This window comes from Ureibacillus sp. FSL K6-3587, assembly GCF_038593165.1.
Taxonomy (GTDB): Bacteria; Bacillota; Bacilli; order Bacillales_A; family Planococcaceae; genus Ureibacillus; species Ureibacillus suwonensis.
This window is the reverse complement of the sequence record NZ_CP151969.1, coordinates 685469-710462: the sequence shown is the minus strand read 5'-3', so window position 1 is coordinate 710462 and position 24994 is coordinate 685469. Positions and strand designations below refer to the sequence as shown.

The window sequence follows — 24994 nt, the reverse complement described above, 5'->3', positions numbered from 1 at the left end:
TTATCTGGTGATTACTTTATGTTCCCTGTTTTTTGGCACGCTGGCCAGTTTAATCATCACGTTGATTTTTATCTTTTTTTTGGGCTCGTTTTATATGTTTGACAGCATGCATATAGTGAATTCAGCTTTTATTGAAAGATTTTTGCATCCCCAAACTTTTCTCATTTATGGTTTCGGTTTGCTGATTACAAGTATGCTTGGCGGCAATATTCAACATGAAATCCGGAGAATGGTGAATCAAATCGATCTGTTAAAGCAAGAGGTGGAACAATTTGTGGCGATTGATACGGAAACTTTTTTCGATAATGCACAAAGAATGGAAATTGAATTGCAGAGAGAAATGAAACGGATCGACCGCTACGGAGGGAAATTCACTGTACTGTTTTTTGAATTGGATTATTATAAAGAGTTTTTAAAGGCTTACGGGCAAGAGGAGATGGAGCATTTATTAAAGACGATAGGAGAAAAGGTAAGTAATAATTTGCGTTTATCTGATAAAAAGTTTCGATATAGCGAAAACAAATTTGCCTTTTTTTTAATTGAAACGCCGAAAGAGCATGTTGATATTGTGGCGGAAAAGTTGGCGAATTGTTTAAAAATCCATCAATTGAAGAACGGTAAAACTGTTACATTGAATTTCCATGTCAGTTATGGGGAGTACAACAGTGAAATGAAAGAAATCAATTACAAAAATTTCATTGAAGAAATAGAACGGGAGACGGTCTTTTATGACCTTTGACAGACGTGTGTTGTACAGTGCCACGTTTATGGTTTTGCTACTCATTTTCAATCCTCTGACGGCTTTTGCGGAAGGCCGATTCATTTCATTGGATGAAAGAAAAGTGACGTTGATTTATTACGGTTCGGATGAAGGGTCGATGAAAAATGTGCATTTTCTTGATGGCACATTAAGCGGATTGTTTGAACATGTAGAGCTTGTCAATTTGGATGATGTGAACGCAGAGAAGCTCAGGAATTCAGAAATCATTGTTTTTTATTCGGCCTATGAAATCGATGACCAAAAGAAATTAAACCTTTTTTCCGATTATGAAGGATTTGTTTTGGGGATCGGTGACGGAGCTTTACATCTACCGCAATTTTCTGATTGGACCATTTCAGGAAAACAATCCGTTTTTTCCATAGGGGAAAAAAAGTTGGAGCGCCCAATGGAAATTTTAAAAATTGAACCTGCAGAACAGATGGAAGTGATCGAATGGGGGCAAAAGTTTGAGGAACGGTTTCCCGTCATTTTAAAGAATTCGGCGAAAGGGTTTGTGGATTTTAATACGTTTGATTCGGAACGGAGATTTATTTTCTCGAAAAGTTTATTCAGCCTTTTTCAGTTGGAGGAACCCGAAATTCATCCGGCTTATATAAGACTGGAGGATATATCCCCGGTATCCGATCCGAAGCAGGTTTCAGAGACGGCCGCTTATTTATTGGATAAAGGCATTCCGGTGTATTTAGTCATTATTCCTGTATACATCAATCCTGAAACGGGAAAAAAAGTCACCCTTGATGATGCCCCGGATTTGAAAAAGGTGCTGGAGCAGTTGGTGAGCCGAGGCGCTTATGTCATTTCCCACGGTTATACCCATACATATCATTCTACTGAAACGGGTGAAGGATTTGAGTTTTGGGATTCGGTCATGAATCAGCCGATTACAGCTTTAGCTGCTGACGAATCGGTGGCAAAGATCAAGTCGCGTGATGAATTTTCGAGTTTGGAAGAATATGGGAAATATTTGCGTTCGTTGCAACAGATTGAAAGTCAATATACGAAAAATAAATTGGAAAATTCCATCCATTCTTTGACGAATTGGGGGCTTCCACCCACGGCTTTTGAGGCACCACATTATGCAATGAGTTCAAATGGTTATCGGGTGGCATCCCAATATTTCTCGGCCATTTTTGGACAAATGCAAGTTTCTGATACGGACTGGAAAGTGATGACCGCCCCTTTATTTATCAGTTCTCCGGCGATTTTAAACGGTATGACATTATATCCGGAAACGATCGGGTACGTAAATCCGGATAGCTTAGATCCGATTGGTGAAGTGGAAGAAGTATTGGATGAAGTGGCGGAAGTTCCGGGGGCGGTCATTGGCGGAATATATCACCCCTATTTGGGAATGGAGTATTTGGAGGAGTTTGTAAGTTTATTTGAAAAAGTGCCAAATCTACAGTGGATTGAATTGGATCAATATCCTCATTCAGTTCAAACGGATTACGTTCAAATAAGTATGCCTGGGGATGGGCGCATTTTGGTCAAGGAAGAATTCCCGTGGCAAACCAAAATCACGAATTATTTCAAGGACAATCCGGTAGAAGCTTTGCTTTGGGTGATCGTAGCCGTTACGGGAATATTTTTGAGCATTTTTATAGTGTATATCTTCTTTTTAAGAATCCGTTACCGGAAACAGCTGTTTGAGGAGAGAAACTGATGGCAAATTATTTATTTTATATATCACTCGCATTTATTTGGATCATGCTGCTTTACCATATGTTTTTGGCCCAGGGCGGGTACAGGCATTTTAAAACTTTTGAAAAAGTGATCCCCAAATGGGAACAAAAAATGAACGAAATGGACTTGCCGACAGTAAATGTGTTCATACCTGCGCATAATGAAGAAGTGGTGATTAAACAAACGTTGACGGCGATGTCCAGATTATATTATCCAAAAGACAAATTGGAAGTCATTTTGATTGCGGATAATTGCAGCGACCGAACGAAAGAAATAGGGGAGGAGTTTGCGGCGCAATTCCCCTTCATCCGGGTTGTTGAAACGGTGGGCGAATATAAGGGAAGAGGAAAATCCAGTGCATTGAATTTTGCATTAAAAGAATCAAAGGGAGAAATCATTGTTGTTTATGATGCGGACAACACGCCGGAGAGAAAAGCGGTATGGAATTTGGTGATGGGGCTTGTCAATGACGAAGGTGCCGCCGCGGTTGTAGGGAAGTTCCGGGTCATCAATGCGGCCAGCACATGGCTTACAAAGTTTATTAATATTGAAACCATCACTTTTCAATGGTTGGCCCAAGCAGGGAGATATTTTTGGTTCAAAATCGCAACCATTCCCGGAACCAATTTCGCCATTCGCAGAAGCATCCTGGATCAGCTGAATGGGTGGGATACCTCCGCATTGACGGAAGATACGGAATTGACCATTCGAATCTATAATCTCGGTTACTATATCCGGTTTTTCCCTGCCGCTGTCACGTGGGAGCAAGAGCCGGAAACCTTTAAAGTATGGTGGCGGCAGCGGACGCGATGGGCGAGGGGAAATCAATATGTTGTACTGAAATTTTTAAAAAATCTGTTGCGCTTGAACAGCCGAAAGATGATGTTCGACCTTTTTTACTTCTTTTTCACCTACTTCATTTTTTTCTTTGGCGTCATTTTATCCAATGCAATATTCGTCGTGAATTTATTTCACGAATTGGATTTGCAAATCGGTTCAGTCGCCCTCGTGCTTTGGGGAATGGCCACTTTGCTATTTTTGACGGAAATTATGATTGCCTTGAGTATTGAAAAGAATCAGTTAACGACAGGAAATATCTTCTATACCCTGCTCATGTATTTCACCTACTCGCAAATGTGGATTGTACTGGTAATCAATGCACTATTTTTGGAACTGAAACGGATCATTAGAAAAGAGGAATCTGTTTGGTATAAAACGGAACGGTTCTCTGTAAATAAAAAGGAGGAAAAGACGGTTTGAATAGAGCTCTACATTGGATAATTCTTCTCGGGTCCTTTTTCATTTTTTTCTCTATTCATATAAACGAAACCCAGGCTGTAGAACTTCAGGGGATCCCTATTGAATTATCCGGAGAAACCAAAGCAGTTTTGACAGATACGCCTATTGAGCTTTTTGGTCCCACTGCCGAAACCAATTTCTACTACAATATTTATTCAAAATTGGAAGAGCGAGATTATTATGTTCAATTTGAAGTTTCGAATTCAGAGTTATTGATTGAGCCATCCACACTGACCATCAAAATTGATGGCGAACCGGTCCAGTCGGTATCTCTTGCAGGGACCACTTCACAAACAATAAAAGTAAATTTGAACCATGCCGCATTAGAAGAAGGGACGCATACAATCACCGTTGTTTTTTCCGGCAATATTGCCGCCGGGGTCTGTTTGCCTCAAAATACAACCGGGAATTGGGTGAAGATTCTTCCATCTTCTTTTATCAACTTATATCCGTATAATAATCAGCATGGTCTCAGTTTAAAAGACTATCCTGAACGGTATTTGGGCTCTGAAAGTCAGGAAGTATCGGTTATTATTCCGACGAAACCGTCTACGGAAACATTGCAAAGTGCATTAATGGTGGCCAACTATTTATCCGGGTTATCCTCTCAGGATCATATTTCCATAGTAAACGAAGATGAGGTGGAAAAAATCACCGGCAATATGGTGGTTGTGGGAGGCGTAGAGGAGTTCCAAGCCGGATGGATGAGAGAATTGCTGCAAGCAAATGGCAAGGAGCCGGTGGAACATTCACTCTACATTTCCCAGCTTCCTTTGACCCAAAACAATCATGCGATTACGGCCTTATTGATTTTAGCCAAACAGCCTGAAGAGATTTTAAACAAAATTTCGATCCTTACAAATGATTACTATATTGAGCAGTTATCAGGGGAATCGATTGAAATTGAACAGTTGCCGGAGATGATTGAAGAAAATGATGAAATTACGTTAAGCAGCTTTGGACTGGATGACCTATTATTGGACAGTAATGATTCAAAATCGCAAACATACTTTTATTATTTGCCTGTAGATAAGAAATCTGTAAGCCAGCCATCTTTGGAATTGAAATTAAAGAAAACGCAATCGATTAAAAACGCCAAATCCGCTGAAGAATTATCGATATCAGACACGCAAGTGGAGTTGATAGTCTACATTAACGACATCCCTCATTCCATTGATATCAACTCTTTGAAGGAAGACAAGGAGGGGAATATCACAGTCCGTTTGCCTTTTGATAAAAACATATTAAACGATAACCGATTAATTTCCATTCAGTTTGAAGCGACAGGTTTACGTGTGGAAAATCCATGCGCCGCAACGGATCAGAACCGCTGGATTTATTTGTTTGCCGACAGTGCATTCCATTTTCCAATGAAATCCTCAAATCAGGATATGGATGCGGAACTGTTCTTTAACAGTTTCCCAGTTCCTTTTTCGGATAAAAACAAGGACTTATTGATTGTGCTGCCGGACGAGGAAATTCCCAACAAAGATTTGCAAAATTTGTTCAGCGTTTTAACGTTGAATGGCAAGCTGCCTTCCATCCGGCTGCTTTCTTCTTCAGAAGTGACAGAGGACTTGTTGAATCAGGGGAACGTGATCTTTATTGGTTCTGTCAGTCAACATGACGTATTAAAAAAAGTGGTTGACCGGCTGATCGTCAATTATGAAAATTTAAAACCGCAATTAAGCCGGGCCGGTTTTATTGAGGAAAGCGTGGAGTATTACAGCTTCATGCAAAAAAATCCATGGAATGACGATCATTATATGGCAGTATTCGATCATCTCAAAGATACCGATCATTATTTCAGTTTGGATTTTCTGCAATTTTTATCCGGCTCCAATAACGCCGCTTCCATCGCTGTGCAAACAGGACCGGGTTCTTATTTTACAAATGCACAATTATTAAAAAATGAGGCCGGCCAACAAACGGAGGAGCCGGCGCAATCAAATGAACGGATCATTTGGATTTCCAGCTTCATTGCATTAACCGTCATTTTAGTAATCCTCATCCTGTTTTATTTGAAAAAACGGAAATATTCATAACGCCCGCCTTTGTTGGGAACGGATTGCAAAAATATAAATATTGGCAGAAAGCCGAGGTTGACTTCATCACCTCGGCTTTTTGTGTGCGCCTGGCATGGATGTAATCTATAGGGTGCAAGTCCCGAGCCGTGAAGGCAGAAGTAACGGTTAGCTTAACGCAAGGGTGTCTGTGGTGACGCGGAATCTGAAGGAAGCGAGCGGCAAACTTCCGGTCTGAGGAACACGAACTTCATACAAGGCTAGGTATCATTGGATGAGTTTGCACAACAAAACAAAGTCCTTTCTGCCAAAGGTGATACAGAGTAAATGAAGCAGACAGATGGAAGGAAAGATTACATTCTTACCCGGGGAGGTCTGGCGGATAGGTGAAGTACGCTTCATAACCTACTTAGTGATCAGTAGCTGAACCGTCAGAAGTCAGCAGAGGTCATAGTATTAGTTGGTCTAGAACAACTAAGAAGGACTGAACAATTAAGAGAGAATAGCCCTTGGCATTCAGTGAGTCATGATGAACACAGAAAACGTAGTACCTCACTTGAGGAAGGAAGCGGTGAATCCCGTGGGGGACCTCTTGGAGGGTGGAGTGACCACTGGCATAAAGAGAACAGCTATTCACGGAAGGAGAATAACGATGCTTTTGAATCAAATCCTGTCACGGGAGAACATGCTTCAAGCACTAAAACGTGTAGAACAGAATAAAGGAAGCCACGGAGTAGATATGATGCCCGTACAAAACCTACGACAGCACATAGTTGAAAACTGGCTATCGATTAAAGAAGCAATTCTCAAGGGAACTTATGAACCGATGCCAGTCCGCAGAGTCGAAATCCCGAAACCTGATGGCGGTGCTCGTTTACTAGGAATCCCTACCGTAACAGACCGTTTGATTCAACAAGCAATCGCCCAAGTACTTTCAAAAGTGTATGACCCTACATTCTCTGAAAACAGCTACGGATTTCGACCAAACCGAAGTGCTCATGATGCGGTGAGGAAAGCGAAAGAATATATAAGAGATGGATATCGATGGGTTGTAGATATGGACTTGGAGAAATTCTTTGATAAGGTCAACCATGACAGATTAATGGGTACACTCGCGAAGAGAATCCAAGATAAACCATTACTGAAATTGATTCGTAAGTATTTACAATCGGGAGTCATGATAAATGGTGTGGTGTCAAGCACATTAGAAGGAACTCCACAAGGAGGACCATTAAGTCCGCTACTGTCTAATATTGTACTAGATGAACTAGATAAAGAATTGGAAAGAAGAGGACACAAATTCGTTCGATATGCGGATGACTGTAACATTTACGTGAAAAGTAAACGAGCAGGACTTCGCACAATGGCAAGCATTCAACGATTCATTGAAGGAAAACTACGACTGAAAGTAAATGAAAAGAAATCAGCGGTCGACCGTCCATGGAAACGTAAGTTTCTAGGATTTAGCTTTACCTATCATAAAGAGCCAAAGGTTCGTATCGCAAAAGAAAGCCTTAAACGAATGAAGAATAAAGTTCGTGAAATCACATCACGCAAGATGCCCTACCCGATGGAATACCGCATTCAGAAACTGAATCAATATCTAATGGGATGGTGTGGATATTTTGCGTTAGCAGACACCAAATCTACATTCCTTGAATTAGATAAATGGATTCGTAGAAGACTTCGAATGTGTCTATGGAAGAACTGGAAGAAACCGAAAACAAAGATGCGCAACCTTATTCAACTTGGCGTACCACAATGGCAAGCGTATGAATGGGGAAATACTCGGAAGAGTTATTGGCGTATTTCAAAAAGTCCAATATTACACAGAACCCTTGGTAACTCCTATTGGAGAAACCAAGGGCTGAAAAGTCTTGAAGCTCGTTATGAAAACTTGCGTCAATGATCTTAATTGAACCGCCGTATACGGAACCGTACGTACGGTGGTGTGAGAGGACGGGAGTTAATCGCTCCCTCCTACTCGATTTATCCAAATAATCCCACTTGCCGTCTCAATGGTCTCATTCTAAAATAAGTTATAGAACATTTGTTCTGTTCATATAATAAAAGTGCGGAGGTGGTTGGCATGCGCATAAGCGAACTGAACTACACGAACTTCAGCCCCGAAGAATTGCATCGGCTTCTTCCGGAACGCTCGATCATTTGCATTGATATGCGCTGCTTTTATGCCAGCTGCATGGCGATGCTTCACAATCTGAATCCAATGGAAGTGCCCATTGCGGTTGTAGGAAACTTTGAGCAAAAGGGAAGCATCGTGCTTGCTGCATCACCGCCGATGAAGAAACGATTTGGCATCAAAACGGGCTCCCGCCTTTATGAAATCCCAAAACATCCGGACATTCGGCTGTTTGAACCAAAAATGGAATTTTTCGTGCAAATGTCTATGGAGATTACCAATTTAATCAATCAATTCGTACCGAAAGAAGCGATTCACGTCTACAGCATTGATGAAAGCTTTGTCGACTTGACGGGCACCGAAAAACTTTGGGGTCCTCCTGAAAGAACAGCGAAATATATTCAAGAAAGGATCTATAGCCAATTCCAAATTCCAAGCGCGGTGGGGATGGGGCCGAATATGCTCATGGCAAAGTTGGCTCTTGATTTGGAAGCGAAGAAAACCGACTTTGCCCACTGGACTTATGAAGATGTTCCGAAAAAGTTGTGGCCTGTTGCGCCCCTTTCCGACATGTGGGGGATTGGGCGACGCATGGAACGCACGCTGAACAATATGGGCATTTTCAAAGTGGGGGACTTGGCCCGAACCGATTTGCAACTGCTGGAAAAACGCTTCGGCATTTTAGGAAATCAATTGTACTACCACGCGTGGGGAATTGATTTATCTCCCCTTGGCGCCCCTCTTGCGGAAGGGCAAATCAGCTTCGGAAAAGGGCAGGTGCTCATGCGGGATTATCGGACCCGCAGCGAAATCCTTGCCGTCATTTTGGAAATGTGCGAAGATGTGGCGCGCCGGGCAAGGGAAGCTTATCAGGCGGGAAGAACGATTTCCCTCGGTGTAAGCTACAGCAAAGATGCCTTTGGGGGAGGGTTTCATCACTCCCGGACGATTGATGAACCGACGAATGATACGATGAAAATTTATGAAGTGTGCAAAGGGTTGCTTGATGAATTTTATGCGGAACGGCCGGTACGGAAACTTTCCATCAGCCTCTCCAAACTGGAAACGGAACGCTCGATGCAATTGAGTTTTTTCGATCAGCAAAAATGGAGAAGGAGAAAACTCGGTGCAGCGATGGATGCTTTGCGCTCCAAATGGGGGCCAACCGCCGTGCTTCGCGCAGTTTCTTATACGGAAGCGGGAACGGCTCTTGAGCGGGCGCAACTCTTGGGTGGACATAAGAAATAAGGGAGAGGGAAACTCCTTGCCGGAAAACGAAAACTTCATCCAGCCACCTCCAAAGTTCTGCGAAATCAAAGAGGTGAAGAAAATGATCCGAGACCGCGGAAATATCAAATGGAATGCGATGATGCTTCCGGAACATGTGAAAATGCTCCGGGAATGGAGGGAAAAAGACCGGTGCGAAGAAAAGCCGGTTCTTGATGAATGGGCATTGCAAGATTTGAATGAACAGCTCCTCATTGCCTGCACCAATCACTATGAAGTGGAATTGAACATTTGGCAAAACCATCGCACCTCCAAAGTGGCAGGGAAGATAGCCAAACTTGATGACAAACGGCGCATCTGCACATTGGAAGATGGCCGCTCCTTCTCCTTTGAATCCATCTACGGCATTACCATCATGGAATAAAAAATAAAAATCCCCCTCTGGTCGAATGAATAGCCCGCCGGAAAGCACTGGCATATAAATAGGTTACAACATAATCTATATTGTTCGCGCAGTGGTCTTGAATTCACAAGAGGAGGGGCGAGATGAAGAGAATACTTGTCACAGGCGCGCTTGGACAGATTGGTTCGGAACTGGTGAGAAAGCTCCGGTTTGAATACGGAAAAGATAATGTGCTGGCGACGGATATCCGGGAGGACAAAAACCATGACGGTCCCTTTGAAGTGCTGGATGTGCTCGATGCATTAAAAATGTACGAAGTGGCGAAAAAATTTAATGCGGATACGATGATTCATTTGGCCGCATTGCTTTCCGCAACGGCTGAAATCAAACCCATTCTTGCATGGGAATTGAACATGGGCGGTTTGTTGAATGCATTGGAAGTATCAAAAGAATTAAATATGCAGCTCTTTAATCCGAGTTCCATTGCCGTCTTCGGGCCCACAACGCCGAAAATCAATACACCGCAAGAAACATTGCAACGGCCTACGACGATGTATGGCGTGAACAAAGTGGCGGGAGAATTGTTATGCGATTATTACCATTTGCGCTATGGCGTGGATGTGAGGGGGCTTCGTTTCCCAGGATTGATTTCACCGGGGACGCCGCCTGGTGGGGGAACGACGGATTATGCGGTGGAAATTTATCATAAAGCGGTGAATGAAGGAAGTTACACTTCTTATATTGCAGAAGGGACTTATATGGATATGATGTATATGCCGGATGCATTGAACGCCATCGTTGATTTAATGGAAGCTGACCCCGCCAAATTGACCGCGCGCAATGCCTACAATGTTTCCGCCATGAGTTTCGACCCGTCGGAAATTGCGGCGGAAATCAAAAAACATATCCCGCACTTTGAAATCAAATACGATGTCGATCCCGTTCGGCAAAGCATTGCAGAAAGCTGGCCCAATTCCATCGATTCATCCCGGGCCATCGCGGATTGGGGATTCAAAGCGAGGTATGATTTAGAAGCGATGACGATTGACATGCTCGATAAAATCGGCGGAGGCATTACGAGCAAAACACCGCTTTAAAGGACGATGATCATAAAAAAGAGCGCAATAAAAAAAGGGGAGGTTCACAGCAGGAACGTCCCCTTTTCTCATCTTATTTATTTTTGAGCAATTCAAATACTTGTTGCACGTCTTTGTCGCCGCGGCCGGAGATATTGACGATAATGGTATCTTCAGGTGATAAAGTTGGTGCAAGCTTCAATGCATGCGCGACTGCGTGGGAACTTTCAAGGGCGGGAATAATGCCTTCTGTTCTTGATAACACTTGGAATGCATCCAGCACTTCTTCGTTTGTGACAGTGACATATTCTCCGCGGCCTGTTTCATGCAAGTAAGCATGCAGCGGTCCCACACCCGGGTAGTCCAAGCCGGCAGCGATGCAGTCTGTTTCGAGCAAGTTGCCTTCTTCATCTTGAAGGACGTAGCTTTTGAAACCGTGAAGGACGCCTGGAGTCCCTTTGGTAAGCGTTGCGGCGCCTGCAGGTTCCACACCGATTAAGCGCACACTTTCATCGTTGATATAATGCGCGAAAGCACCAGCCGCATTACTGCCGCCACCAACTGCCGCCACAACCGCTGTCGGAAGTTTTCCTTCTTTTTCTAAGTGTTGTGCGCGGCTTTCCCGGCTGATCACGGATTGGAAATGTTCAACGATTTCAGGATATGGAGTAGGGCCAACTGCTGAACCTAGCAAATAGAAAGTATGATCATGGTTTTTCACTAAATCAAGGAATGCTTCATCCACCGCTTCTTTCAATAAGCCGTTTCCTTTATCGACAGCAACCACTTTTGCGCCGAGAAGCTCCATGCGGAACACATTCAACGCTTGGCGTTTCGTATCTTTTGCCCCCATGTAGATTGTGCATTCCATTCCAAACATCGCAGCCGCCGTCGCAGTGGCAACCCCGTGTTGGCCTGCTCCCGTTTCAGCGATGATTCTTTTTGCCCCCATGCGTTTGGCAAGCAGAATTTGGCCGAGTACGTTGTTCAATTTATGGGATCCTGTATGGTTCAAATCTTCCCGTTTTAAGTAAATTTTTGCTCCGCCCAATTTTTCTGTTAAATTTTTGGCGAAATAAAGAGGGGTTTCACGGCCGGCATATTCTTTCAAGTAATAATTGAGTTCTTCATTGAAAGCCGGGTCGTCTTTGACTTTTGCAAATTCTTCCGCAATTTTCTCCAGCACTTTTTGCACTTCTTCTGGAACGAAGCTGCCGCCATAGTTTCCGTAGTAACCGTTTTGAATTAAAGTTTGATTCATGTTTTCCAACTCCTTTTTTATATTATTGTCAGATAAGTCATGAAATTCAATAGGGAAAATATAAGAAGGCTGTCGATAATGCCACAAAACCTGTCAATAATGCCACAAAACATGGCAATATCGTCACAAAAAGTGTCAATATTGCCATAAAAACCGCCAATCATTAAGCCAGAGGAACCGTCTTCGAAGCTTTCACCAAGTGTTCAATCGTATCCCAATCATCTTTGGTCAAACAGTCGACAATCTTGCTTCCCACGATGACGCCACTTGCAAAGGAGCCGAATTGCTTCACGTGTTCAGGAGTGGAGATGCCGAAACCCGCCAACACCGGGGTATCGGTATAGCTCTGGATTTTTTTGAAATGGCTCTCCAAATCTCCTTCGAAAGTGGAGCGGGCGCCGGTGATTCCGTTGACCGTCACCGCATAAATGAATCCTTCGCTCGCTTTGGTCAATTTTTCGATCCGCTCCGGCGTACTTGTCAATGAAACAAGCTGCACTAAATCGATGCCGGCTGCCTTCAAGGAAGGATGGACAAGGCCGCTTTCCTCCAGGGGCATATCCGGAATGATAACGCCACGAATCCCTGCATCATAAGCATCTTTTGCGAACTCGCCAATTCCGTAGGCCAAAACCGGATTTAAATATGTCATCGCCACCAATGGAACGGTAATTTCCTCTGCAAAAGCGGCAAGGGTTTCAAGCACTTTTCTTAATGTCACGCCTTTCGCCAATGCCCGCATGCCAGCCTCTTCAATCGTCGGTCCATCCGCGACCGGATCGGTGAAAGGGATGCCCACTTCAATGGCCGTGACGCCGAGTTCCTGCAATTTCAAGATGGTGGGTTTCAACTTTTCAAGTCCACCATCACCGGCCATAATGTAGGGAATAAACGCTTTATGGCCTTGGCGGGTTGTTTCTAAAATCGCTTCTGTAATTCGGCTCATGCCAAGTCACCTCCAAAGGCATCGTAGATTGTGTGCACATCTTTATCACCGCGGCCGGATAAACAAACGACGATGATTTGATCTTTATCCATCGTTTTAGCCAGTTCCGTTGCATAGTGAACGGCATGGGCGCTCTCAAGGGCAGGGAGGATTCCTTCTGTCCGGCATAGAAGTTTCACTGCCGCAAGGGCTTCTTCATCCGTTGCCATCACGTATTTTGCGCGGCCGGTTTCATGCAGATAGCAATGTTCCGGGCCGACCCCGGGATAGTCAAGGCCCGCTGAGATGGAGTAGGCTTCCTGCACAAATCCGTTGTCATCCTGCAATAAGTACATATAAGCCCCGTGCAGTACGCCCGTTTTCCCGCCGTTGATGGCGGCTGCGTGTTTGCCGGTTTCAAACCCTTTTCCTGCAGCTTCCACACCGTACAAGGCAACTTCTTGATCTTCCACAAAAGGATGGAACATGCCGATGGAGTTGCTGCCGCCGCCGATGCAGGCGACAACCGCATCCGGAAGGCGGTTTTCCTTTTCTAAAATTTGTTTTTTCGTTTCATCCCCGATGACTCTCTGAAAATCGCGAACGATGGTAGGGAAGGGATGTGGTCCCATGGCGGAACCTAAGATGTAATGGGTTGTTTCCACGTTTGTCACCCAGTAGCGCAAGGCTTCGTTCACCGCATCTTTCAGCGTTCTGGATCCTTTTTCAACCGCAACCACTTTTGTGCCCAACAGTTCCATTCGGAATACGTTCAGCGCCTGGCGTTTCACATCTTCAGCCCCCATGAAGACGACGCATTCCATACCAAGCAGGGCGCAGGCGGTTGCCGTTGCCACACCGTGTTGGCCGGCACCTGTTTCCGCCACGATTTTCGTCTTGCCCATTTTTTTGGCGAGCAATGCCTGGCCGAGGGCGTTGTTGATTTTATGTGCGCCGGTATGGTTTAAATCTTCCCGTTTTAAATAAATTTTGGCGCCGCCGCAATGTTCCGTCAGCCGTTCCGCAAAGTAGAGGGGTGTCTCCCGGCCGACATAGTCTTTTAAATAATAGCGGAGTTCCTGTTGGAAGGACTCGTCGTGTTTATAATGTTCATAGGCTTCTTCCAGTTCTTGTAAAGCGGTCATCAATGTTTCCGGAACAAATTGTCCGCCGAAACGGCCGAATTTGCCTTTGATTGTAGTCGTCATGTCAGTTAGCTCCTTTTACGGTTTGTTGTGAAGTTTTTACGGCTTGGATGAAGGATTGGATCAGTTCGCCGTTTTTTTCGCCATTTTGTTCAACACCGCTCGATACATCCACAGCGGAAGGCCGGACGGTGGCGATGGCTATTTGCACGTTTGAGGCATTAAGCCCTCCTGCCAAAATCACTTTCTCCCTTGGGATGGAAAGTTGATCCAAAAGCGACCAGTCAAATACTTTTCCGCTTCCGCCTGCGTAGTCCGTTCCGGGTGCATCGAACAAATAGTAATCTACGTTAAACTTGCCGGCTTTCTTCACATCTTCCTCATCCCGAATGGAAAAGGCTTTGATGGAAGGGTAGCCCAATTGTTCAATAAAGGCCGGATCTTCATTGCCATGATATTGCACATAATCGAGCGGTACGTTTTCAAAAGCCTCTCTCACTTCGTTCTCAGTGGGATTGACGAAGACGCCCACTTTTTTCACGTGGTTCGGCACCAGTTTCGCCAGTTCCCGGGCTTTTTCAATGGAAATTTGCCGCTTGCTCGGCGCAAACACAAAGCCTACAAAATCAGCTCCCGCATTGACGGCACAAAGTACATGCACCGCTTCTTTCAACCCGCAAATTTTCACCTTCGTCATCGCTCTACATCCTCTAACGCCGGAAGTTGGATTTGAAACGATCTTAACGTGTCTTCCGGATTTCCGCTTCTCATCAATGATTCACCGACGAGGATTCCCCGCGCACCGGCGTTCGCCACCCGCTCAGCATCCGCTGTTTCAAAAATGCCGCTTTCACTGATGAAGGCGATGTCCGGATAACGGTTGATGGTTTCTGCAAGCTTTTCCGTTTGGGCCAAATCCACATGGAATGTTTTTAAATCCCTGTTGTTGACGCCAAGAAGTTTTGGTTGAATGCGGAGGGCACGCTCCAATTCTTCTTCGTTGTGCACTTCCACCAGAACTTCAAGACCCAGGTTTGTTGCGTACTCATGCAATCCGGCCAACGTTTCGTCATCCAAAGCGGCTACAATCAGAAGAATGACGGATGCACCGGCATGAAGGGCATAGTCGATCTGAACTTTATCGATGATGAAATCTTTATTTAAGATAGGGAGATGGACGTTTCTTGCAATGTCCGCCAAATCCTCAAAAGAACCTTTGAAATATTTTTCTTCCGTCAATACCGAAATGCAGGCGGCCCCTGCCTTTTCGTAGCGCTTCGCCTGTTCCACCGGGTCCACATCCGCATTGATGATGCCTTTGGAAGGGGAGGCGCGCTTCATTTCAGCGATAATTTGCAAAGTGTCCGATTTTCTGAGTGTCTCGTACAACGATGGCCGCTTTTTGATTGGCGCGTTCAAGTCGGGCGTTGTTCTTTTCAATTGAGGCAGGATGGATTTTTTATGTTCAATAATCGTATCTAAAATCGTCATCAGAATGTTTGCTCCTTTATGATGTTTTGGCTGAATTCAACGACTGCTTCAAGTTTCTCGCAAGCGCGTCCGGATTCGATGGCATCGCGGGCCATGCAGACGCCATCTTTCAGAGAATCAACGGCGCCATAAGCGAAGAAACCGAGCGCCGCATTCAAAACGACTGCATCATAATAAGGCGTGCGTTTTCCTCTTAATAAATCTTTTAAAATTTCCGCATTTTCTTCCGGCGTACCGCCACGGAGATGGGTGATGGATGCGGGTTGCAATCCCAATTCTTCAATGTTGATCGCCAATGGTTTAATTTCCCCATTCAGAAGCAGCACGGAGCGGTTCCGATGATCGAGGGAAGCTTCATCCATCCCTTCCGATCCCGATACAACAATTGCGCGTTTCCGTCCTAAAATGCGCAACACTTCCGCATAGTGTTCGACAAAATCCGGCCGGTTAATGCCGACGAGCTGACTGTCCAAGTCCACGGGATTTGTCAATGGACCGACCAGGTTAAAAATTGTCGGTTTTCCGATGGCCCGCCGAACTTCACCGATGCGTTTCAATTTCGGATGAACGGCAGGGGCGTAAAGAAAAACGATGCCTTCCCGCTTCAACAATTGGACGGATTCTTCGACTGTAAAATCTGTATGGATGCCCAATGCCTGAAGAACATCGGCGCTGCCGGAAGAGCTGGAAATTTTACGGTTGCCGTGTTTTGCCACTTTCACGCCGCTGCTTGCCAACACAAAAGCGGAAGTGGTGCTGATGTTGAAAGTTTGCAGACCATCGCCGCCGGTACCGCAATTGTCTATATAAGTCCCTTCCGGAACAGGAATTTTGATTGCATTGGATCTCATCACGATGGAAAGGGCGGCAACTTCTTCGGCTGTTTCTCCTTTTTCGCGGAGGGCCAGCAAAAATTCCGCAATGGCTTCTTTTGGCGTTTCGTCGTCAAAGATGATTTCCACCGCTTGAATCATTTCATCGTAGGGCAAATTTTCCTTTTGCTGAACTCGTTTTGTAAAAGCTTGAATGTTCATTCTATCATCCTCCAAATTTGATAAATTTGAAGTTTAGATAGAATAGCCGCAATAAAAAAACCTCTGCAAACGGGCGTGAAATCCCATTTGCAGAGGACGACCGTGCTGCCGCGTTGCCACCTCTGTTGAAGTAACGACTACTTCCACCTCAGTGTGCCCAGCTGTGTGGGGCACTTCCCGATAACGAGGGAAAGACGTCAACCACTTGCGCAGTTGCTCTCGTAAGGCCCATTCACGAATGGCATGCGCCAGTTTTCACCGTCCACTGGCTCTCTTAAGCGATGCACAGTTCGTTACTTTTCCTTACTCATCAATTTTGGCTCGGCTATTCTCTACTAAACTCAGGCTCAACTCAACTCGTTGCGGTGCTGTGCTTCCACAGCCTTTCTCCGCCACGAACAATTTAATTGATGACTATTTTATTCAGAAATTGTATGAATGTCAATAATATTCACGCAATTTCATGAAAAAGAAACACAAAACCCGGGGCATTTCCCTGCACCCCGGGTTGATATCACTTATCGATCAGATGTTTGAAATCCAATCGTTTGTCCAGCAATTTCATGATTGGTATGCCAATTAACAATACAACTGCCTCCCCGACGGCTGTAGTCAGCCATGAAAGCCAGAACGGTAACTCCAACGCCAATTTCAATTCCAAGGCGATGATCCACATCATGAAGGTGAAGACAAATGAGTTGATCAACATGCGGACAACGACGTTTTTCACAAATTTGCCCACGATGATCAAAATCGTCAAACAAATAACGGAGTGGGCCACCCCGAACACCAAATCAAACCAGCCAAGGGGTGAAAACAGATTTGAGATGAACACCCCCAAAACAACCCCTAACATATAGCGGGGGTTGAAAGCGATCAAATGGTTGAAGATTTCGGCTATGCGAAATTGGATATCGCCGAAGCTCAAAAAAGACAGCGTATAGGTTACGGCAATATAAAGTGCGGCAATAATCGCGGTTACTGCCATGAATTTTGGTTTCATTATTTTTCACTCCTTAGTTTTTTATCGTGGGATTTCGCGAACCACGGTGTGTTGAACACACAAAAAAATATTATATTACATTCGGGAGAAAGAAGCAAATTGAGTGTTGGAATGATTTACCTTATATATAGGTGCTTTTTATCATAAAAAAATTTTACGGTTATTTCACAAAATATTCATTATTTTTATATAACATTTTCTCTGGAAAACCCACGTAATTTACTGGTTTAAAGCGTTAAATTGTTATTATTGAAAGAATAAAATGAATATTTTTGAATTCAGAACATTCCTAATGTTATTGACTGTTCTTTTATGAAAATGTAATATAACGTTAAACTTCGCTTTATTCGAATAAAGCGAAAATTTATGTTAGAAATAGTCAGAAATTTTAAAGAATATCGGGGGGAATTTGATGAAAAGTAGTATGAAAAAACTATCATTTTTATTGTTTGGTTTATTATTGCTTCTAGCTGCTTGCGGCGGCGGTAATGACAATACATCTGACTCGGGTGACAGCAAAGATAAAGAAGCGACGGAAGAAACAAAAACTTACAAGATTGGTGTTACACAAATCGTTGAACACCCATCTTTGAACGCGGCATACCAAGGATTCCAGGATGCGTTGAAAGATGCGGGACTAAAAGTTGAATATGATTATCAAATTGCGCAAAACGATAACAGTTTGAATACACAAATTGCACAAAATCTAGCAAATGCGGGAGTAGATTTGATTTTTGCGAACTCCACTCCATCTGCACAAGCTGCGAAAAACGTAACATCCGATATTCCAATCGTGTTTACGTCCGTAACAGATCCGGTTGCAGCTCAATTGATCGATTCCATCGAATCTCCTGGCGCTAACGTGACTGGTACAATCGACTTGCATCCAGATGCAATCAAAACAACGGTGGAATTCATGAAAAATGAATTGGGCGTTGAAAAAGTGGGTATGGTTTACAACGCCGGTGAACAAAACTCCGTGGCACAAGTGAACCAAGTGAAAGAAATTGCGGAATCATTGGGAATGAAAGTTGAATCCGCAACAGTGGCACAAAGTTCAGAAATCAAGCAGGCAGCGGAATCTTTGATTGGCAAAGTGGATGCCTTCTATATCATCACAGACAACACAGTGGTATCCGCTCTTGAATCTGTAATTCAAGTAGCAGACAGCAACAAATTGCCGCTTGTTGTCGGAGAATTTGACTCTGTAAGACGCGGCGGATTGTTGGCATTTGGCTTTGAATACTACGATATCGGTTACCAAGCTGGCGAAATGGCTGTGAAAATCTTGAAAGGTGAAGCGACACCGGCAGATATTCCTGCAGAATATCCAGCGACATTGAAATTGGTAATGAATAAAGATGCTGTTGAAAAACTTGGCCTTGAAGTGAAAGAAGAGTGGAAAGCAGAGCTTGTAGAAACAGAAAAATAATGAATTTCGACATGTTAGGAGAGATGATTCAATATGTTTGCAGCAATGTTCGGTTCAGTTGAGCAAGGAATCATCTACGCGATTATGGCACTCGGAGTGTATCTAACATTCCGAGTGTTAGATTTTCCGGACTTAACGGTAGATGGTAGTTTTGTAACGGGTGCGGCCACGGCTGCGACGATGATCGTGCTGGGGTATCATCCCATTTTGGCTACGCTCGCTGCAATTGTTGTAGGATTTATAGCAGGATGCATCACTGGTTTATTACATACAAAAGGGAACATTAATCCGCTCCTTGCCGGTATCATTATGATGATTGGCCTCTATTCCGTAAACCTGCGAATCATGGGTCTCTCAAATGAAAATGCAACGAGCCTTCCGAACGTTCCCCTCCTGAACAGTGAAACCATCTTCACGCAGTTTTTAAAATTCTGGGAACCATTAGGGATTGATTCGACATTAAATAATCTCCTTTCGGGTTTAGGAGTAAGCACACTTCCGAAAACTTGGGGAATCCTTTTTATCATGATCATCCTGACAGCCGCACTGAAGTTGGTAGTCGACTGGTTCTTGAAAACAGAAGTGGGACTTGCCATTCGTGCGACAGGGGATAACAAACGGATGATTCGCAGCTTTTCGGCAAATACGGATCATTTGATCATTTTGGGGGTTGGGCTTTCCAACGCGCTTGTCGCATTGGCCGGTGCGCTAATTGCCCAATATTCCAAATACTCCGATGCCACAATGGGTATTGGGATGATTACAGTGGGCCTTGCCTCTGTCATTATTGGGGAAGCGATTTTTGGAACGAAATCCATCATGCGCACAACGTTTGCCGTCGTGATCGGGGCTATTATTTATCGTATTGTGCTGGCGCTCGCGTTGCGGATCCAATTCCTCGATGCAAGTGATATGAAGTTGATTACGGCGATTATCGTTATCTTGGCATTGATTGTTCCGCAAATGATCGAAAAGCAAAAAGATAAGAAGCGGAAAGCGAAACGGCTCCAGGCAAAAATATGACATCAACAACGGAGAAAGGGGGGCGAACAATTTGCTTAAACTGGAAGGCATTACAAAAATCTTTAACGAAGGAACTCCGGATGAAAAAGTGGCATTGAAAAATATCAATCTCCATTTAAAACCGGGAGATTTCGTAACGGTCATCGGAAGTAACGGTGCCGGAAAATCGACGATGATGAACATGATTTCCGGAGTGTTGACACCGGACGTCGGAAAAGTATGGATTGATGGAAAGGATGTAACGGGTTTGCCCGAATATAAGCGTTCCCATTTTATTGGACGCGTCTTCCAAGATCCGATGGCAGGGACGGCGCCAACGATGACGATTGAAGAGAATCTTGCCATCGCTTATGCACGAAATGCCAAACGCACGTTGCGTTTAGGGGTGAACCGGGAGCGTCGTGATTTCTTCCGCACGGCTCTTGAAAAATTGCATTTGAATTTGGAAAACCGGTTAAATGCAAAGGTCGGTTTATTGTCCGGCGGGGAAAGACAAGCCTTGTCCTTGTTGATGGCAACTTTTACGAAACCGTCCATCTTATTGCTTGATGAACACACGGCAGCCCTTGACCCTTCCCGGGCGGAATTGATTACAAATTTGACAAAGCAATTGGTGGAAGAAAATCATTTGACAACGTTGATGGTAACCCACAACATGCAACAGGCCATCGATTTGGGGAACCGATTGATTATGATGGATAAAGGGCAAATTATCTTGGAAGTGGATGAAGAGCAAAAACCAAACTTGACAATCCCTGACTTAATGGCGGAATTCGAACGAATCCGTGGTGAAAAAATGACCACTGACCGAACATTGTTGGGGTGATTGGATCAGTTTAGAAACCAACTCTTGGGAACAAGGGTTGGTTTTTTAGTGCGCCTGGCATGGGTGTAATCTATAGGGTGTAAGTCCCGAACTGTGAAGGCAGAAGTAACAGTTAGCTTAACGCAAGGGTGTCCGTGGTGACGCGGAATCTGAAGGAAGCGAGCGGCAAACTTCCGGTCTGAGGAACACGAACTTCATATAAGGCTAGGTATCATTGGATGAGTTTGCTAAACAAAACAAAGTCCTTTCTGCCAAAGGTGGTACAGAGTAAATGAAGCAGATAGATGGAAGGAAAGATTACATTCTTACCCGGGGAGGTCTGGCGGATAGGTGAAATACTCTTCATAACCTACTTAGTGATCAGTAGCTGAACCGTCAGAAGTCAGCAGAGGTCATAGTATTAGTTGGTTTAGAACTACTAAGAAGGACCGAACAATGAAGAGAGAATAGCCCTTGGCATTCAGTGAGTCATGATGAACACAGAAAACGTAGTACCTCACTTGAGGAAGGAAGCGGTGAATCCCGTGGGAGACCTCTTGGAGGGTGGAGTGACCACTGGCATAAGAAGACAAGCTATTCACGGAAGTTATGAAAACTTGCGTCAATGATCTTAATTGAACCGCCGTATACGGAACCGTACGTACGGTGGTGTGAGAGGACGGGAGCTAATCACTCCCTCCTACTCGATTTTTTGAAAGGATTGAGGAAGTGCTGATTTTCAAGGTTTTTTGGAGTCCAAAAATCATTTTTGGAGCACTTTTTGCGGTTGCGGGAAAGGGAGGGGGATTATGAAGATTTTCCCCGAAATGCAATTATAAGGACAAAGGGGTGATAATCGAGTCTTTGCATGATGATGCATTATTAATTAAACCTTGGATTACGGATGCAGAATTTGGCCGTTTTTTCAACATTCCATCAAGAACAGCTTATGAAGAAAACTCCCTCTTCAGCAGCAAGGGGAAAAGAGAGGGGGAGTTTATATCATCTCTAAAACATTTAGGAGTGGAAACAATCATTCCGATAGAAATCTCCTGTCGATATTGTCACAAAAATGGGGAATATGTTCTCAAAATCAGGTGATATTGTCACAAAATCTAAAGATAAAAATATCTTCTCCTAAAAAACCCGAACTCTTTTTCGCCCGGGTTTTGCCATGATCAAATCAACAATCCAAATAGTGTGCTGTCTTTATTCACTTCTTTAAATTCAAAACCATTGACGCGCATGCGGTCGATCAAGCCTTCATAATCTTCCGGTTTGCTTATTTCGATTCCGACTAATGCAGGTCCCTCTTCTTTGTTGTTTTTCTTTGTATATTCAAAACGGGTGATATCGTCATTCGGACCAAGAACCACAGTCAAGAATTGACGCAACGCTCCCGCCCGTTGAGGGAAGTTGACGATGAAGTAATGCAACAATCCTTCATATAATAAGGACTTTTCTTTGATTTCCTGCATGCGGCTGATATCGTTGTTACCGCCGGTGATGATGGCGACGGCCGTTTTTCCTTTCAAATGATCCGCATAGAGATCAAGGGCGGCCACCGGCAATGCACCGGATGGTTCTGCAATGATGGCGTGTTTATTATATAAATCCAGGATAGTTGTACTTACTTTTCCTTCTGGCACTGTAATAATATCGTCCAAATATTTGCGGCAAATTTCATAGGTTTTTTGCCCGACACATTGAACAGCTGTACCGTCGCAGAATTTATCGATTTTTTCCAAAGTGGTTGGGCCTCCGTTTTCAAAGGCGGCTTTCATACTTGGAGCGCCTTCCGGTTCCACGCCGATCACTTTCGTATTTGGCGAAATGTTTTTAATATAGGCAGCCACTCCGCTCATGAGTCCGCCGCCGCCGATTCCGCCAAACACAAAATCAAGGGGCTCATCGATATCATTTAAAATTTCCACGCCGACCGTCCCTTGTCCTGCGATAATATCATAATCGTCAAATGGATGGATGAAGATCATCTCATGTTCCAAGCAGTAATCCATTGCCGCATTGGCGGAATCGTCAAATGTATCGCCGGCAAGCACAATTTCCACATAATCGCGGCCGAACATGCGCACCTGATCGATTTTTTGCTTTGGTGTGGTGAGCGGCATAAAAATAGTCCCTTTAATTTTTAAATGGGAGCAGGAATAGGCGACACCTTGGGCATGATTGCCCGCACTGGCGCAAACGACGCCCCGTGCGCGTGCTTCATTTTCGATTTTTTTTATTTTATAATAGGCACCCCGCAGTTTGAAGGAGCGCACTGATTGCAAATCTTCGCGTTTTAAATAAATATTGGCGCCATATTTTTCAGACAAATATTCATTCTTTTGCAATGGTGTGTGAGTGACGACATCTTTCAACTGATGTTGTGCTTTTAAAATGTTCTCCACTGTAAAACTTTTATCAGCAACTTCCATTTTATTTTAAACCTCCATGAGCATTCAGCATTAATATATTTTAACATAAGATTCGATATTTTATGAAATTTATTAACACTGTCACAAAATACTACCGATTATGTATGCGAATTTTCAGAAAAAACTTTTTAGATATAAATAATATACAGAATAGTCTAAAGACAGCTTTCAAAAAAATCAAGGAAATCTCAATAAAAAAAAGAAAAAATTTATTTGTTTAAATCGTTAAAGCGTTTACATGGTATAAACAATAAAAAAACACCATTTTCACAAAGGGAAATGGTGCTAACCGTGTCAAAAAATGAGATGGGCAATAAGGGCGACAATCGGAATCGAAATGATTGTGCGGATTAAAAAGATGACGAACAAATCCCATAATTTTAACGGAAGTTTTGTGCCTAAAATCAAACCGCCGACTTCAGACATGTAAATCAATTGAGTGACGGAGACCGTTGCAATGAAGAAGCGTGTCAATTCCGACTCGATTCCTGCTCCGAGGATTGATGGAAGCAGCATGTCCGCAAAGCCGATGATCATCGTTTGGGCCGCATCATCTGCAAAAGGAATTTGGAACAACTGTAAGATCGGTTCAAACGGCATTCCCAACACTTTAAAGAAGCTTGTATATTCCGCGAGAATCAAGGCAATCGTACCGAATGACATGATGACGGGCGTAATCGCAAACCACATTTCCAGCACATTTTTAAAGCCGGAGCCAATGACCTTTAATAAATTTTTATTGCTTTCGGCTTTTTCCAATGCATTCTGCAGACCGAAAGAAAACACATTAAAACCTTTTGGAATATGTTCACGGTGAGCTTCGGGGGAAGAACCGTCGAAATACGTATCCGGTTTATTTCTCAAAGGATAAATTCTCGGCATAATCACCGCCAAAATCAGCCCAACCAAAATGACTGTCCCGTAAAACTGCAAGAAATATTGGCTGAGCCCCGCCGTCTCGACAATCACAAAGCAGAAGGTGATGGAAACGACCGAGAACGTTGTCGCAATGGCCGCCGCTTCCCGTGCTGTATAGTTTCCTTCCTCATATTGTCTGTTAGTTAGAAGGACCCCGATGGTTCCGTCGCCGACCCATGATGCCAAACAGTCGATGGCTGCCCGTCCAGGTATTTTGAAAATCGGGCGCATGATTTTCACCATCATGGAGCCGAAAAATTCCAATAATCCGAAATCCGTTAAAAGGGGCAGCAACAACCCGGCAAACAGGAATAACGAAAACATCATCGTCACCAAGCCGCCATCCGGATTCAATAACAAACCGGCTGTATTTTCGCTTGTGAACGCTTCCGGCCCGGTTTGGAACAAATACAATGTCGCAAAAATCACCGCCAAAACCCGCATGATCGTCCAAAACAAACGGGTGCGGAATAACGCATCAAAAATCGTCACTTTCCCTGATTGCGGTACAAAGTGCATCACAATCGATCCAACGGCTGCAATGATAAACACTACATATGCAAACCAGTGGATAAAAGAAACGACTTTAGCCGAAAGTCCGTTGGCAAAAATTGCAACAGGAACTTTAAGTCCATCCGGCGTGCCCACCGGAATAATAAATAAACAGATTCCCAATATTGAAAGACATATAAAAAGAAACCATATATATGGATTGAATTTTTTTGTCATAAGTACCCCTCATTTAATTTGGATTGCATATTTATACACTATAAATGCTATTTATACGATTGTCTATATATTGAGAAAAAGAAATTATATTCCGAAATTTTATACTTTTTGCACAGTTTTTCTGCAACACGATTGAAAAATGTGAATCAATGCAAAA

21 protein-coding genes, 1 riboswitch and 1 other annotated feature are annotated in these 24994 nt (G+C 43.8%); of the genes, 12 read left to right on the top strand and 9 right to left on the bottom strand.

Features of this window, described 5'->3' with window-relative positions; translation table 11 throughout:
• Positions 1–115 precede the first annotated feature (115 nt).
• The 8 genes from NSS77_RS03445 to NSS77_RS03410 all read left to right on the top strand — a co-directional run bounded on the left by NSS77_RS03445 (position 116) and on the right by NSS77_RS03410 (position 10654).
• The gene (locus NSS77_RS03445; protein WP_342470401.1) at positions 116–739 is read left to right on the top strand and encodes a GGDEF domain-containing protein; all 624 of its coding nucleotides are present in this window, start codon (positions 116–118) and stop codon (positions 737–739) included.
• On the top strand, positions 729–2444 hold the full coding sequence (locus NSS77_RS03440; protein ID WP_342470400.1) for a DUF2334 domain-containing protein: 1716 nt from the start codon (positions 729–731) through the stop codon (positions 2442–2444). Before NSS77_RS03445 ends, NSS77_RS03440 begins: the two co-directional genes overlap by 11 nt.
• The gene (locus NSS77_RS03435) at positions 2444–3724 is read left to right on the top strand and encodes a glycosyltransferase (protein WP_342470399.1); all 1281 of its coding nucleotides are present in this window, start codon (positions 2444–2446) and stop codon (positions 3722–3724) included. Before NSS77_RS03440 ends, NSS77_RS03435 begins: the two co-directional genes overlap by 1 nt.
• Complete coding sequence (locus NSS77_RS03430) at positions 3721–5808, top strand: cellulose biosynthesis cyclic di-GMP-binding regulatory protein BcsB (protein WP_342470398.1); 2088 nt, start codon at positions 3721–3723, stop codon at positions 5806–5808. Before NSS77_RS03435 ends, NSS77_RS03430 begins: the two co-directional genes overlap by 4 nt.
• 631 nt (positions 5809–6439) lie before the next feature.
• On the top strand, positions 6440–7696 hold the full coding sequence (gene ltrA, locus NSS77_RS03425) for a group II intron reverse transcriptase/maturase (RefSeq protein ID WP_342471184.1): 1257 nt from the start codon (positions 6440–6442) through the stop codon (positions 7694–7696).
• A 180-nt stretch (positions 7697–7876) separates the two neighbouring features.
• The gene (locus NSS77_RS03420; protein WP_342470397.1) at positions 7877–9175 is read left to right on the top strand and encodes a UV damage repair protein UvrX; all 1299 of its coding nucleotides are present in this window, start codon (positions 7877–7879) and stop codon (positions 9173–9175) included.
• A gap of 16 nt (positions 9176–9191) precedes the next feature.
• Positions 9192–9578, top strand: coding sequence for a YolD-like family protein (locus tag NSS77_RS03415; protein WP_342470396.1), 387 nt, complete (start codon positions 9192–9194; stop codon positions 9576–9578).
• A gap of 122 nt (positions 9579–9700) precedes the next feature.
• Positions 9701–10654, top strand: a complete 954-nt coding sequence (locus NSS77_RS03410; RefSeq protein ID WP_342470395.1) for an NAD-dependent epimerase/dehydratase family protein — start codon at positions 9701–9703, stop codon at positions 10652–10654.
• 73 nt (positions 10655–10727) lie between these two features.
• Here NSS77_RS03410 and trpB (NSS77_RS03405) read toward each other — a convergent pair whose 3' ends face one another.
• The 7 genes from trpB (NSS77_RS03405) to NSS77_RS03375 all read right to left on the bottom strand — a co-directional run bounded on the left by trpB (NSS77_RS03405) (position 10728) and on the right by NSS77_RS03375 (position 17492).
• Positions 10728–11894, bottom strand: coding sequence for a tryptophan synthase subunit beta (trpB, locus tag NSS77_RS03405; protein WP_342470394.1), 1167 nt, complete (start codon positions 11892–11894; stop codon positions 10728–10730).
• Positions 11895–12057: 163 nt separating this feature from the next.
• Complete coding sequence (gene trpA / locus NSS77_RS03400; RefSeq protein WP_342470393.1) at positions 12058–12840, bottom strand: tryptophan synthase subunit alpha; 783 nt, start codon at positions 12838–12840, stop codon at positions 12058–12060.
• Positions 12837–14027 (bottom strand): tryptophan synthase subunit beta, encoded by a 1191-nt coding sequence (gene trpB / locus NSS77_RS03395; RefSeq protein ID WP_342470392.1) that lies wholly within the window; start codon positions 14025–14027, stop codon positions 12837–12839. Before trpB (NSS77_RS03395) ends, trpA begins: the two co-directional genes overlap by 4 nt.
• Before the next feature lies 1 nt (position 14028).
• Positions 14029–14661: a phosphoribosylanthranilate isomerase gene (locus tag NSS77_RS03390; protein ID WP_342470391.1), complete on the bottom strand. Its 633-nt coding sequence runs from the start codon at positions 14659–14661 to the stop codon at positions 14029–14031.
• Positions 14658–15455 carry an indole-3-glycerol phosphate synthase TrpC gene (gene trpC / locus NSS77_RS03385; RefSeq protein WP_342470390.1) on the bottom strand — a complete coding sequence of 266 codons (798 nt, stop codon included), beginning with the start codon at positions 15453–15455 and terminating at the stop codon, positions 14658–14660. The genes NSS77_RS03390 and trpC overlap by 4 nt, the downstream gene beginning before the upstream one ends.
• Positions 15455–16489: an anthranilate phosphoribosyltransferase gene (gene trpD, locus NSS77_RS03380; RefSeq protein ID WP_342470389.1), complete on the bottom strand. Its 1035-nt coding sequence runs from the start codon at positions 16487–16489 to the stop codon at positions 15455–15457. The genes trpC and trpD overlap by 1 nt, the downstream gene beginning before the upstream one ends.
• Positions 16490–16578: 89 nt before the next feature.
• Positions 16579–16809 (bottom strand) — a binding site (T-box leader).
• 194 nt (positions 16810–17003) lie between these two features.
• Positions 17004–17492, bottom strand: coding sequence for a QueT transporter family protein (locus NSS77_RS03375; RefSeq protein WP_342470388.1), 489 nt, complete (start codon positions 17490–17492; stop codon positions 17004–17006).
• Positions 17493–17499: 7 nt separating this feature from the next.
• A riboswitch (PreQ1 riboswitch) is annotated at positions 17500–17543 on the bottom strand.
• Between the two features lie 361 nt (positions 17544–17904).
• On the opposite strand from NSS77_RS03375, the gene NSS77_RS03370 reads away from it, so the two are divergent.
• The 4 genes from NSS77_RS03370 (at position 17905) to NSS77_RS03355 (ending at position 21381) form a co-directional block, all read left to right on the top strand.
• Positions 17905–18924: an ABC transporter substrate-binding protein gene (locus NSS77_RS03370; protein WP_342470387.1), complete on the top strand. Its 1020-nt coding sequence runs from the start codon at positions 17905–17907 to the stop codon at positions 18922–18924.
• Between the two features lie 33 nt (positions 18925–18957).
• On the top strand, positions 18958–19947 hold the full coding sequence (locus NSS77_RS03365; RefSeq protein WP_342470386.1) for an ABC transporter permease: 990 nt from the start codon (positions 18958–18960) through the stop codon (positions 19945–19947).
• Between the two features lie 31 nt (positions 19948–19978).
• Entirely contained in the window at positions 19979–20773 is a 795-nt protein-coding gene (locus NSS77_RS03360) for an ABC transporter ATP-binding protein (RefSeq protein ID WP_342470385.1), read from the top strand.
• Between the two features lie 470 nt (positions 20774–21243).
• Positions 21244–21381: a hypothetical protein gene (locus tag NSS77_RS03355; RefSeq protein WP_340709696.1), complete on the top strand. Its 138-nt coding sequence runs from the start codon at positions 21244–21246 to the stop codon at positions 21379–21381.
• A gap of 549 nt (positions 21382–21930) precedes the next feature.
• Here NSS77_RS03355 and ilvA read toward each other — a convergent pair.
• On the bottom strand, positions 21931–23190 hold the full coding sequence (gene ilvA / locus NSS77_RS03350) for a threonine ammonia-lyase IlvA (protein WP_342470384.1): 1260 nt from the start codon (positions 23188–23190) through the stop codon (positions 21931–21933).
• Positions 23191–23484: 294 nt separating this feature from the next.
• Positions 23485–24837 (bottom strand): YjiH family protein, encoded by a 1353-nt coding sequence (locus NSS77_RS03345; RefSeq protein ID WP_342470382.1) that lies wholly within the window; start codon positions 24835–24837, stop codon positions 23485–23487.
• Positions 24838–24994 lie beyond the last annotated feature (157 nt).